Annotated in this window: 13 protein-coding genes; 11 read left to right on the top strand and 2 right to left on the bottom strand. The window is 63.9% G+C overall.

Going from position 1 to position 12,573, the window contains the following annotated elements:
- From ACTIFE_RS17145 to ACTIFE_RS17095, 11 genes are all read left to right on the top strand, one after another.
- On the top strand, nt 1-844 hold an 844-nt coding region (locus ACTIFE_RS17145), incomplete at its 5' end, for an Hsp70 family protein (protein ID WP_439530379.1).
- Nucleotides 845-1,078: 234 nt separating this feature from the next.
- Nucleotides 1,079-2,212, top strand: a complete 1,134-nt coding sequence (gene dnaJ / locus ACTIFE_RS17140; RefSeq protein WP_439530378.1) for a molecular chaperone DnaJ — start codon at nt 1,079-1,081, stop codon at nt 2,210-2,212.
- Between the two features lie 61 nt (nt 2,213-2,273).
- On the top strand, nt 2,274-2,918 hold the full coding sequence (locus ACTIFE_RS17135; RefSeq protein ID WP_439530377.1) for a class I SAM-dependent methyltransferase: 645 nt from the start codon (nt 2,274-2,276) through the stop codon (nt 2,916-2,918).
- Nucleotides 2,919-3,020: 102 nt separating this feature from the next.
- Nucleotides 3,021-3,620: an NADPH-dependent FMN reductase gene (locus ACTIFE_RS17130; protein ID WP_439530376.1), complete on the top strand. Its 600-nt coding sequence runs from the start codon at nt 3,021-3,023 to the stop codon at nt 3,618-3,620.
- Nucleotides 3,621-3,708: 88 nt separating this feature from the next.
- Complete coding sequence (locus tag ACTIFE_RS17125; RefSeq protein WP_439530375.1) at nt 3,709-4,290, top strand: NADPH-dependent FMN reductase; 582 nt, start codon at nt 3,709-3,711, stop codon at nt 4,288-4,290.
- Between the two features lie 181 nt (nt 4,291-4,471).
- A complete protein-coding gene (gene hslV, locus ACTIFE_RS17120) occupies nt 4,472-5,032 on the top strand; it encodes an ATP-dependent protease subunit HslV (RefSeq protein WP_439530374.1) in 561 nt (186 codons plus the stop codon).
- A 33-nt stretch (nt 5,033-5,065) separates the two neighbouring features.
- On the top strand, nt 5,066-6,370 hold the full coding sequence (gene hslU, locus ACTIFE_RS17115) for an ATP-dependent protease ATPase subunit HslU (protein ID WP_439530373.1): 1,305 nt from the start codon (nt 5,066-5,068) through the stop codon (nt 6,368-6,370).
- 80 nt (nt 6,371-6,450) lie between these two features.
- On the top strand, nt 6,451-7,461 hold the full coding sequence (locus ACTIFE_RS17110) for an alpha/beta hydrolase family protein (protein ID WP_439530372.1): 1,011 nt from the start codon (nt 6,451-6,453) through the stop codon (nt 7,459-7,461).
- Between the two features lie 93 nt (nt 7,462-7,554).
- Complete coding sequence (locus ACTIFE_RS17105; RefSeq protein WP_439530371.1) at nt 7,555-8,064, top strand: MmcB family DNA repair protein; 510 nt, start codon at nt 7,555-7,557, stop codon at nt 8,062-8,064.
- A gap of 106 nt (nt 8,065-8,170) precedes the next feature.
- Nucleotides 8,171-9,811, top strand: coding sequence for an FAD-binding domain-containing protein (locus tag ACTIFE_RS17100; protein WP_439530370.1), 1,641 nt, complete (start codon nt 8,171-8,173; stop codon nt 9,809-9,811).
- Nucleotides 9,812-9,813: 2 nt separating this feature from the next.
- A complete protein-coding gene (locus tag ACTIFE_RS17095) occupies nt 9,814-9,981 on the top strand; it encodes a DUF2256 domain-containing protein (protein ID WP_439530409.1) in 168 nt (55 codons plus the stop codon).
- Here ACTIFE_RS17095 and coaBC read toward each other — a convergent pair.
- Both coaBC and ACTIFE_RS17085 read right to left on the bottom strand, forming a co-directional pair.
- On the bottom strand, nt 9,978-11,195 hold the full coding sequence (gene coaBC / locus ACTIFE_RS17090; RefSeq protein WP_439530369.1) for a bifunctional phosphopantothenoylcysteine decarboxylase/phosphopantothenate--cysteine ligase CoaBC: 1,218 nt from the start codon (nt 11,193-11,195) through the stop codon (nt 9,978-9,980). The two genes, ACTIFE_RS17095 and coaBC, sit on opposite strands and share 4 nt — an antisense overlap.
- 12 nt (nt 11,196-11,207) lie before the next feature.
- Nucleotides 11,208-12,488, bottom strand: a complete 1,281-nt coding sequence (locus ACTIFE_RS17085) for a penicillin-binding protein activator (protein ID WP_439530368.1) — start codon at nt 12,486-12,488, stop codon at nt 11,208-11,210.
- Nucleotides 12,489-12,573 lie beyond the last annotated feature (85 nt).

The raw sequence follows: 12,573 nt of genomic DNA, 5'->3' as shown, positions 1-12,573 counted from the left end.
GGAGCCGCACAAGGGCGTGAACCCGGACGAAGTGGTGGCCATGGGCGCTGCCATTCAGGCCGGCGTGCTGCAGGGTGACGTCAAGGACGTGCTGCTGCTCGACGTGACCCCGCTGTCGCTGGGCATCGAGACGCTGGGTGGCGTGTTCACCCGCCTGATCGACCGCAACACCACGATCCCGACGAAGAAGAGCCAGACCTTCTCGACCGCCGAGGACAACCAGACTGCGGTGACGATCCGCGTGTTCCAGGGCGAACGCGAGATGGCAGCCGACAACAAGATGCTCGGTCAGTTTGACCTTGTTGGCCTGCCGCCCGCCCCGCGTGGCATGCCGCAGATCGAAGTCGCCTTCGACATCGACGCCAACGGCATCGTCAATGTGACGGCCAAGGACAAGGGCACCGGCAAGGAACAGCAGATCCGCATTCAGGCGTCCGGTGGTCTTTCCGATGCTGACATCGAGAAGATGGTGAAGGACGCTGAGGCCCACGCCGACGAGGACAAGAAGCGCCGCGAACTGGTGGAAGCCCGCAACCAGGGTGAATCCCTGATGCACTCCACCGAGAAGTCGCTGAAGGACTATGGTGACAAGGTCAGCGAGGCCGACAAGAGCGCCATCGAAACGGCACTTGCCAGCCTGAAGACGGCACTGGCCGGCGAAGATGTCGCCGACATTCAGGCCAAGACCCAGGCTCTGGCTGAAGTCTCGATGAAACTGGGCGAGGCCATGTACAAGGCGTCGCAGTCGGAAGCCGAGGGGGGCTCGTCCGACGCGGATGAGGCTGCCAAGGATGATGTCGTCGACGCCGACTTCGAAGAAGTCAAGGACGACGACAAGAAGTAAGATTTGGTATCGGCGCGGTCCATATGGCCGCGCCGACCGATTTTTGCTTGCATGTGTCCCGTTTAAGGGACAAGAGCGGAAAGCTCCTGTGCAACGCAACTGGCGCGATGCGGGACCTGCAGGCAATGCAATTCTCCGGAAATTGCTTAACGCATTGATCTGGGAGCGATTTCTCATCGACCGGTTTGTCGGTTCGATTGGAAAGCGCTCCGGAATCCAGCGAGTACCTCGACTATGGCAAAGCGCGATTTTTATGAAGTCCTTGGCGTTGAGCGCGGCGCGGATGAAAAGGTGCTGAAAAGCGCCTATCGCAAGCTCGCCATGCAGTATCATCCCGACCGCAATCCGGGGGACGATGCTGCCGAAGCGCTCTTCAAGGAAGTCAACGAAGCCTATGACATCCTGAAAGACGGTCAGCGGCGCGCAGCCTATGATCGCTTTGGCCACGCTGCCTTCGAGAATGGCGGCGGCGGTGGCGGTGGGTTTGGCGCGCATTCGCACGACTTCGCCTCGACCATGTCGGATATCTTCGAGGAATTCTTCGGCATGAGCGGCGGTGGCCGACGCGCTGGCGGCCGTGAGCGCGGGGCGGACCTGCGCTACAATCTGGAAATTACCCTGGAAGAGGCTTTCGCGGGCAAGACGGTCGAGATCGAAGTGCCGACCTCTATCACCTGCCAGCCGTGCGGCGGCTCCGGTGCCAAGCCGGGGTCTAGCCCCACGACTTGCCGCACCTGCGGCGGTTCTGGCCGCGTGCGCGCGGCACAGGGCTTCTTCACCCTCGAGCGGGCTTGCCCGAGTTGCCAGGGGCGTGGCCAGGTCATTTCCGACCCTTGCACCAATTGTGGTGGCGTCGGCCGGGTGACGCAGGAGCGCACCCTGTCCGTCAACATTCCGGCCGGCATCGAGGACGGCACCCGGATCCGGCTCGCCGGTGAAGGCGAAGCAGGCCTGCGCGGCGGACCCAGCGGCGATCTCTACATCTTCCTGTCAATCAAGCCGCATGAGTTCTTCCAGCGTGACGGCGCAGATCTCTATTGCCGGGTTCCGATTTCCATGACCACAGCTTCGCTGGGCGGACAGTTCGACGTCCCGACGGTTGACGGCGGCACCACGCGGGTCAAGGTTCCCGAAAGCACCCAGACCGGCAAGCAGTTCCGCCTCAAGGCCAAGGGCATGCCGGTGATGCGTTCGAACCAGCATGGCGACATGTATATCCAGGTGACCGTTGAAACGCCGACGAACCTGACAAAACGCCAACGCGAGTTGCTGGCGGAATTTGAGAAAGAGAGTTCCGGCGAAAACAATCCCGAGTCCACGGGTTTCTTTGCCAGGGTAAAGGATTTTCTCGATAAAATAGGCGGTTAGCCCGATATGACGTTAACGTCATCAAAGATCGGTCTTGAAATCGCCCATCTTGGTTTCCTAAATGAAGAACATCGTTAAGGGGACGAAGCCAATGGCCGCGCACAAGCTGCTGACACACAAGGGCCTCGTGGACAAGATCCGCGACGAGTTCAGGTTTTTTCGCAGCTGGATCGACAGCCCATTGACGATGGGTTCCGTGAGTCCCTCTGGACCGGAACTGGCGAAGCGCATTGCTTCGTTCGTGCCAGTGCGTCCGGGCGGGCACTATCTGGAACTTGGCCCGGGCACCGGCGTGGTGACCAAGGCGATCTTTGATCGCGGCGTCGCTCAGCGCGATCTCACCGTGATCGAGTACAGCGCCGATTTCTGCCACCTGCTGCGCCAGCGGTATCCGGGCATGGCGACCGTCCAGGGCGACGCCTATGCGCTCCGCGAAACGCTCGCCCCGCATACACCTTTGGCAAACGGCAGCCTTGCCGCGATTGTCTCGGGCTTGCCCCTGTTCACGAAACCGGTCGAGCAACGCCGCGCGCTTGTTCTCGAGGCGCTTGATCTTTTGGAACCGGGCGCGCCGTTCATCCAGTTTTCCTATGCGCTGGTTCCTCCGGTCAAACCCGAGGCCGGCCTGTTCGATCTGGTGCGGACCGACTGGATCTGGGCCAACTTGCCGCCCGCTCGGGTCTGGGTCTACAGACGCCCGGATTGATTGAGGTCTCCCCTCAGCGCTTTCGATTAGACATGAGCTTTTCCCCGGCCTTATTGACTGGAGCCGGCAGCGAAGCGTTGCCGGCTTTTGTCGGGAGGCGGCATGGCTCATCCAAGAATTCTCGTTTTCGCAGGTTCGGTCCGCACCGGCTCTCACAACGCCCGTCTGGCCGCGCTCGTCGGGCAGCGGCTGGATGAAGCCGGGGCTGAAGTGACGGCCATTTCGCTGCGGGACTTCCCAATGCCGCTCTATGACGGTGATCTTGAGGCCGCAGAAGGCGTGCCTGCGCCAGCTGTCGCCCTGAAGCGCCTGATGCAGCAACATCACGGCGTCTTCATCGCCAGCCCCGAATATAATGCAGGTGTGGCGCCGCTCCTGAAGAACGTGATTGACTGGATCAGTCGTGTTTCCGAGCCATCCGAGCCACGCATGGCGGCCTACAAGGGCCGTGTGTTTGCCGTGGGATCCGCATCGACGTCGCCGTTTGGCGGCATCCGCGGGCTCGCGAACCTGCGCCTCGTTCTGGAGACGGGCGTTGGAGCCCTTGTGATCCCGGAAATGATCGCCGTTCCAAACGCTGCTGACGGATTTGATACATCCGGCGGCCTGACATGCGAGCGCGCGGCGGCTTCGTTGTCAGCGCTCATAAGGGCATTGATCGCGGAGGCTTCGCTGCGGGTCGAACCGGCAGCCAGTTCCTGACCTTCGCCCCCTATGGGAAGTCATTGAACTTTCTTCGATCAGACCGCACTCTGCGTGCAAAAGCCAAGCGGCTGATCGAGGAGGTTCCATGCGTCATCCCAGAATTCTTGTTTTCTCCGGCTCCATCCGGGGCGGATCCTACAACACACAACTTGCAGCCCTCGTTGCCAAGCAGCTCGTTCTGGCGGATGCGGACGTGACCCGCATATCGCTTGCCGACTATCCGATGCCCCTTTATGACGGCGACCAGGAGCGGGAAAAAGGCGTGCCGGAGGCTGCGCACAAACTGAAGCGGCTGATGCAGGAGCATCAGGGCGTCTTCATCGCCTGCCCCGAGTACAACACCGCCATTACGCCATTGCTGAAGAACACGCTGGACTGGATCAGCCGCCTCAACGATCCGGGTGAACCGCCGGCAGCCGCGTTCAAGAACCGCGTCTTTGCGATTGGCTCGGCCTCGACGGGCGCGCTCGGCGGCATTCGCGGGCTGATCGGCATGCGAACCATCCTTGAAGTCGGACTGGGCGCGTTGCTCATCCCGGATATGGTCATGGTTCCCAATGCAGCCGAGGCCTTCGACGATAAGGGCGACCTGCGCAACGAGCGCAGCATGGCCTTGCTCAATACCTTGGTAAAGCGGCTGATAACCGAAACACAGGCACGGGTCTAACGGGTGCGGCCGGAGCGCAGCTTGGCGTCTGGCGCTTGCGCGCCTAAATAAGAACCAACGAAGCGGCGACCTAAACGTGGACCGGCTCAGATCGACAGGTCTGGACCGAATAGACCGCGTCCGTGGTCGCCGTCGTCTTCCGGCACGGATGCCGGAGACAAATGCGACAGATGGACAAGACATGAGTTCAGAACATGGAATGGGCACCTGGCACGGCACCACGATCCTGATGGTCCGCAAAGGCGGGCGCGTCGTCATTGCCGGCGACGGTCAGGTCTCGCTCGGACCCACGGTGATCAAGAATACCGCGCGCAAGGTGCGGCCACTGGCCAAGGGCAATGTCATTGGCGGTTTTGCCGGCGCAACCGCAGACGCTTTCACCCTGTTCGAACGGCTCGAAGCCAAGCTGGAACAATATCCCGGACAACTGATGCGCGCCTGCGTCGAACTGGCCAAGGACTGGCGGACGGATCGCTATCTGCGCCGTCTCGAAGCGATGATGCTGGTTGCCGACAGGGACGTTTCCCTGGTCCTGACTGGCACGGGCGATGTGCTGGAGCCAGAAGGCGGCGTCATGGGCATCGGTTCGGGTGGCAATTTTGCGCTCGCCGCGGCGAGGGCCCTTGTGGACACGGACATGGAAGCCGAGGCGATTGCCCGCAAGGCAATGGCCATCGCCGCCGACATCTGCGTCTACACCAACGGCAATCTCACCCTCGAAAGCCTGGAAAGCGCGCGCTGATCGCGTGCGGCCCCTCAGAGGACCATCGAAACGATGACCAATTTTTCGCCCCGCGAGATCGTCTCCGAACTCGACCGCTATATCGTCGGCCAGAAGGATGCCAAGCGTGCGGTAGCTATCGCCCTGCGCAACCGCTGGCGACGGCTGCAACTGGAAAGCCCGATGCGTGAGGAGGTTCTGCCGAAGAACATCCTGATGATCGGACCGACCGGTGTCGGCAAGACCGAAATTGCCCGCCGCCTGGCACGGCTCGCCAACGCCCCCTTCGTCAAGGTCGAGGCGACCAAGTTTACAGAAGTCGGCTACGTCGGTCGCGACGTGGAACAGATTATCCGCGATCTGGTCGAGGTTGGCATTACACTGGTGCGCGAGACGCGCCGCAACGAGGTGAAGGCCAAGGCGCATGTGCTGGCGGAAGAACGCGTGCTGGATGCACTAGTCGGTGCCAACGCCAGCCCGGCCACCCGTGAGAGCTTCCGCAAGAAGCTGCGCGAAGGCGAACTCGACACCCGTGAGATCGAGATCCAGGTGCGTGCGACACCGCAGATGCCAGGCTTTGATGTGCCTGGGATGCCGGGCGCCAACATCGGCGTCATCAACATGTCGGAACTGCTTGGCAAGGCCTTCGGTGGCCAGACCAGGAGCCGACGTGTCACGGTGAAGGAGTCCCATGACATCCTGATCGCTGAGGAGTCCGACAAGCTTCTCGATGAAGAAAAAGTCGTCAGCGAGGCGGTTTCGCTGGTCGAGAATGCTGGCATCGTCTTCCTTGATGAAATCGACAAGATCTGTGCGCGTGACGGCCGGGTAGGCGGTGATGTCTCGCGCGAAGGCGTGCAGCGGGACCTGTTGCCGCTGATCGAGGGCACGGTGGTGGCGACCAAGCACGGGCCGGTGAAGACCGACCACATCCTCTTTATCGCGTCAGGTGCCTTCCATGTCGCAAAGCCATCCGACCTTCTGCCCGAATTGCAGGGCCGCCTGCCGATCCGCGTCGAACTCAAGGCACTGACCCGGGAGGATTTCCGCGCGATCCTGACCGAGCCGGAGGCAAGCCTGATCAAGCAGTATGTGGCCTTGCTGAAGACCGAAAACGTCGACCTCAGCTTCACAGATGATGCGATTGACGAGATCGCTTCGATTGCCGTCGACCTCAACGCCAGTGTCGAGAACATTGGTGCCCGCCGGCTGCAGACCGTGATGGAGCGGATCCTCGACGAGGTATCCTACTCGGCACCCGATCAGGCCGGGCGGGTGGTCGCCATTGACGCTGAGCACGTGCGGTCAAATGTGGGGGAACTGGCCAAAAACGTCGATCTGTCGCGCTTCATCCTGTGACGCTGCTGCAGGCACCCGCCCCTGACCCTTCGGCCGACCTGCGGCACCGGCTTGCACCCGGTGCCGGCAGCGGAGTGCTGGTGCTGGTCTATTCCCAGGTGCGGGTGCCAGACGGCAAGTTCGGCCTGGAACGGTTGTTTTCCGCCACGCGTCATGCCTGCCTGTTTCTGAACGATGTGCGCAATGGCTGGTACCTGGGCCAGGAGCGCGCCATTGATGCGCTGATTGACCAGGCAGAGGTCGAGATCAAGCCGCAGCGGATCATCCACTACGGCGCTTCAATGGGCGGCTTTGCTGCCCTTGTCACCGGCCTGCGCCGCAGCGACGGGGCCATTCATGCCTTTGGACCGGAACTGGAGCTGGGCCGGCCCGGCAGCCAGAGCGCAGCTTATGGCCAGACCCATCCCGGAACGCCGCCCGAGGCGCTGGCACTGGAGCCCGCTCTCGATGCCCTGCGCCGCCCGCTTGCCAATGCCGTGCATCTCTACTTCGGCCACCTCGATCCGGTCGACAGCGCTGGTGTCGCGCGGGTCCTGGCGCAACGACTGAACGGCCGGCTGTTCGATCTCGCCTCCTGCCACGCCAGCCATGACCACCTCTACACGCTCAACGTGATCCGCAAGATCACCCGCACTTTCGACCGCGATCCTGAGGGTGAGTTGGCGGCCCGGAGCCTGATCCGGCCGTTGCCGCGCGCTTTTCACATCGGGTTTGCAGCCGCCGGGGAGGCCTTTGCAGCCGGGGAGGGGCTGGTGTCCGCGCAGGTCGATGCGCTGGCAGCACTGGCTCCTGGCCATGTCGGCCTGTTGCGCCTGCGCGCGGAAGTCGCCGCCCGCACCGGCGATCTCCCCCTGGCCATCGATCTGATGCAGGCGGCCGAAGCGGGTATCGACCAGGACCCGGCCCTGCACGGGCTTCCGAAACGCTGGCGCAAGGAGCTGCCGCTCGCCCGCGCCGGTTGGCTGTTGTCGCTCGGCAAGGCAGACGCGGCGCTCGCATTGCTTGCCGATTGCCGGGACAACTTCGGTCCGGACGAGCGCATCGACGCCCTGCGGATGGCTGCTGACAAAAATGCGGCTGAGCGGTTCTGACTGTTGCGGAAATCGGAAAAATCCGAACAACCTTGATAAGAATTGCCGGGAACATGGCTTGATTTCTGCGAACAGGAGAGGAACAAATGGCGAATGAGCCTCACTGATCGCCCCGCCGGGAACCGGATTGCCCTCGACGACCCCTTAACGGACGGACGCCAGTCCGAGACGGCGCTGAAGGTCTGGCGTGGCACCGCCCGGCTCCTGCGTCTGCAGGGCTATGTCTGCCTGCCCGAACTGACGCTGGCCTCCGGCCGCCGGGCGGATCTCATCGCGCTGGGCCAGAAGCAGGACCTGGTCATCGTCGAGGTGAAGTCCTCCATCGCCGACTTTCGCGCCGACGGCAAATGGCCGGACTACCGCGCCCATTGTGACCGGCTCTTTTTCGCCACCCATCCGGACGTGCCGCAGGAGATCTTCCCCGAAGAAGCAGGCCTGATCCTGTCCGATGGCTTTTCGGCTGATATCCTGCGCGAGGCGCCAAGCCATCCGCTGCCGGCTGCAACGCGCAAGGCAGTGACCCTGCGCTTTGCGCGGCACGCAGCCCAGCGGCTGCATGACCTGATCGATCCGGACGCCCGCTTCCAGTCGGGGTCAATCTGAACCATTGTCGCGGTAATCCTTTGAAGGTCAGCCTGCGTAAACATTAAGGCTGTCGCATCGGTGTTTCTGCGGTTGGCCGCATTCATCGCCTTCCGTTGCCGGTGCCATGTCCGAGTTTCCGCCCCTGCAGGTCGTCTGGTTCAAGCGCGATCTGCGTTGCTTTGATCATCAGCCGCTGGTCGAGGCCGCGCGGCGGGGCGTCGTCTTGCCGCTCTACATCGTCGAGCCGGATCTCTGGCGGCAACCGGATGCCTCCGGCCGGCATCACGCCTTCCTTGCCGAGTGCCTGCATGAGCTGCGGCAGGATCTTGCCCGCCTCGGTCAGCCGCTGATCATCCGCAAGGGCGCGGCGGTCGAGGTTCTGCGCGCCTTGCACGCCCGGCGCGGTATCGCCACCCTGTGGTCGCACGAGGAAACCGGCAATGGCTTCACCTATGCCCGCGATCTGGCGGTGAAGGCCTTCTGCCGCGAGGCCGGGATTCCCTGGGAGGAGCCGCGCCAAACCGGCGTCATCCGCCGCCTCAAGAGCCGCAACGGCTGGGCGCAGCGCTGGGACCGCGACATGCGCCAGCCGCTGCTGCCCGAACCGGCGCTGACGCCGCTGCCGGGCATCGAGCCTGGCCCCCTGCCCACGGCGCAGGATCTGGGCCTTGCCCCCGATCCGTGCCCCGGGCGCCAGCGGGGCGGCCGAAGGGCTGGCCTTGCCTGTCTCGACAGCTTCCTCATCCAGCGGGGCCGTACCTACCGTGCCGCCATGTCCAGCCCGGTCACCGGCTTCGACGCCTGTTCGCGGCTGTCGCCGCATCTGGCCTTCGGCACCCTGTCCCTGCGCGAGGTCACGCAGCGGGCCGAGGACCGGCTGCGTGAACTGATCGAGAGCGGCGAGAGCGGCTCCGCCCGCCAGTGGCAGGGCGCAGTCGGCTCGTTTCTCTCCCGCCTGCACTGGCATTGCCATTTCATGCAGAAGCTGGAGGATGCGCCAGACTTGGAGTTCCGCAATCTCCACCGCGCCCACGACGGCCTGCGCCCGCGCGAGCCCGACGCCGCCCGGCTCGCGGCCTGGTGCAGAGGCGAGACCGGCCTGCCGTTCGTGGACGCGACCATGCGAGCGCTCAATGCCACCGGCTGGATGAACTTCCGCATGCGCGCCATGCTGATGGCGGTGGCCGCTTATCACCTCTGGCTGGACTGGCGGGCCCCGGGCGAGCATCTCGCGCGGGCCTTCACCGACTATGAGCCCGGCATCCACTGGCCGCAGGTGCAGATGCAGTCCGGCACCACCGGCATCAACACCATCCGCATCTACAATCCGGTCAAGCAGGGCCAGGACCAGGATCCGCAAGGCGTCTTCATCCGCCGCTGGGTGCCGGAACTGTCCGAAGTGCCGGATGCCTTCATCCATGCGCCCTGGACCTGGGGCGGTGCGGCGTCCTTGCTGGGGCGCAGCTATCCTGAGCCCATCGTCGATCCGCTGGCGGCGGCGCGGGCAGCCCGTGACAAGGTCTGGAGCCTGCGCAAGGAACGCGAGTTTCACCGCGAGGCTGACCGCATCCAGGATCGCCATGGTAGCCGCAAGGCCGGCATCGCCAATCGCGGTCAGCGCAGCGACGGGGTCCCGTCCGCGCGCAAGGGGCGGACGAAGGCGGCACCCGATGGACAGCTCAGCTTGTTTGCAATCGGGCCCGAACCCGTCTCCGCCGAATCCGACCCGGATCCCATTCCCGATCAGGCAGGGCAGATCACATGAAGATGCGCAAGAAATCCGATCTGCTGCAGAAGACCTGTGTCACCTGTGGCCGCCCCTTCACCTGGCGCAAGAAATGGGAAAAGGTGTGGCAAGACGTCCGCTATTGCTCCGACCGCTGCCGCAACGAGCGCGGTGACAAGGAGCGAAAGCAGGCCCGGACCGGAGCCTAGACTTGTCCCGATCCGAGGGCAGCGGCAATCCGCGCGGCCAGCCGTCGTGCAACCTCGCCCTTGTCCAGCGTCGGCCAGTCTTCCACGCCTGCTGCAGACACGATGCGGACCGTGTTGGCGTCGCCGCCCATCACGCCGGTCTCCGGACTGACATCGTTGGCGACGATCCAGTTCGCGCCCTTGCGCGCCAGTTTTGCCTGCGCATTGGCGATGAGGTTCTGCGTCTCCGCGGCAAAGCCGACGACGAGTTGGGGCCGATGTCGGCCAAGATGCCCCACCGTTGCGAGGATATCCGGGTTTTCGGTGAACACCAGCGCCGGCGGTTTGCCGGATCCGTCCTTCTTGATTTTTTCAGTGCCCTCGCTTGCCACGCGCCAGTCAGCAACGGCGGCGGCCATCACGGCGGCGTCGGCAGGAAGGGCGGCCTCAACCGCAACCAGCATCTGCCGTGCGGTCTCCACATGCACCGTCGTCACGCCCTTCGGGTCCGGGATGCTCACCGGGCCTGAGACAAGCGTGACACGCGCACCAAGCGCTGCAAGTTCGGCAGCTATTGCATGTCCCTGCTTGCCGGAGGACCGGTTGGCGATGTAGCGCACCGGGTCGATCGGCTCATGCGTCGGACCTGAGGTGACAACGATATGGCGCCCTGAAAGAGGACCGGGCGCGGGCACCAGCATCGCTGCGACCCGCTCAGTGATGGCCAGCGGCTCGCTCATGCGGCCAACGCCAGCCTCGCCGCTTTCCGCCATTTCACCACTGTCCGGGCCGATGAAGGCAATGCCGTCCGCGATCAGCCGTGCAACATTGCGTTTGGTCGCCGGGTGGCTCCACATCGCGGGGTTCATCGCCGGTGCAACCAGAATAGGCCGCTTTGTCGCCAGGAGCACGGCGGTGGCGAGATCGCCCGCCAGACCATTGACCATCTTGGCCATCAGATCCGCCGTCGCCGGAGCCACCAGCACGAGATCGGTTTCCCGCGCCAGGCGGATATGTCCGACATCCTGCTCTGCCTCGCGGTCGAACAGATCGGTGTAGACCCTGTCGGCACTCAGTGCCCCGGCGGCCAAAGGCGTGATGAACTGCTGCGCCCCGGCGGTCATGATCACGCGCACCGCCGCGCCTCGTTCTCGCAGGCGGCGGATCAGATCGAGCGACTTGTAGGCGGCAATGCCGCCGCCGATGATCAGCAGGATGCGTTTGTCCGAAAGCATGGTGTGATGCCCTTACGAGGCCGCTCGGAAATCACGCGGAGCCGGAGAAATGACCTTCATGCCACCGGGCGCGATCTCGTAGACGGCGAGGCCCCGCTCACTTTCACCATTCGCGAGGAAGCGGAAAACACCGTCAATGCCGAGAAAGCCATCCCGGTTGGTCAGCACCGGTTGCGAGAAGCGCTGCGGCCCGGCAGATCGCACGAGGCCAGCTGCGAGGATGGTGCCATCATAGGCCAGCGATGCATTGCGCGCCGGAGCGGCACCGAATGTTGCCTGATAGCGACCGGACAGGGCATCGAAACCCGAGCGCTCCGGCCCCGGGAACCAGGTCCCCGCCATGATTGGGTTGCTGGTCACTTGTGCCGCGTCCCATTGACCGCTGCCCAGAACCTTGATGTTTGCCAGATTGCCGCCCTGGGTCATCAGGCTCTGCATCACGAATGGGGCAACGCTGGCCGCTGGCAGGAACAGTGCATCGGCCTGCGGCAGAACGCTGACGAGCGCCTGGGTCTTGGCCGTCAGATCCGATGTGTCGGATCCGGAGACCTTGTACCGCTGGATCGAAACCACCCGCCCGCCGGTGCGTCCGACTTCCTGGCGGAATGCGGCCTCGGTGACGGCGCCATAAGCATCGTCGGGCAGCAACGCGACATAGGACTTGCGATTCTGGGTGGCGGCATAGCCGATGATGCGGCGGACGTCGCCGGCCGGCAGGAACGACAGAAGGTAGACACCGGGACCGGCGACCGACGTGTCCGTCGAAAAAGCGACAATCGGAACCCCGGACGTGCGCGCGACACTGGCCGCGCCGCTGACTGCCGGGGCAAACACCGGACCCAGAATGAGTTCAGCCCCTTCCGCGATGGCTGATTGCGCCGCCGCCCGGCCGCCTTCTGCCGTGCCGGCCGTGTCTTTCACCAGCAACTGGATGTCGGAGCCCTGGAAATCCTTGATCGCCAGTTCTGCTGAATTTCGGAAAGTCGCGGCGATTGCCGATGCCGACCCGCCGGCCGAGAGCGGCAGCAACAGACCGACGCGGACGGTGCCCGTGCCGATTGTCTGGCCGGTCACGGCCGGGACAGACGGCGTGGAGGGCAGGGATTGCAATCCGTCGGGCGCGGTTCCCAGTGTCGAGCCCATGCAGCCGGCAAGAAGCCCGGCGACCGCAAATGCGCCCGCGCAGCGCAGGGCGCTCCGCCGCAATCCTGCAAAACAGGCGGTGAACACCCGAAAACCACCGGCAGAGGGGCCGGCAATTCGGGCAATGGCGGCAGCAGTCGTGTTTTCCACTCGGGCCTCCTCGCATCCGCGATCAAAAACCATTACGAATTCAGAACGTTCCTGTCCAGCCGCGTGAAGGGTTCGGCAGCGCTTG

This window comes from Pannonibacter sp. (assembly GCF_051860505.1).
Classification (GTDB): Bacteria; Pseudomonadota; Alphaproteobacteria; order Rhizobiales; family Stappiaceae; genus Pannonibacter.
This window is presented reverse-complemented; position numbering and strand designations above follow the sequence as displayed.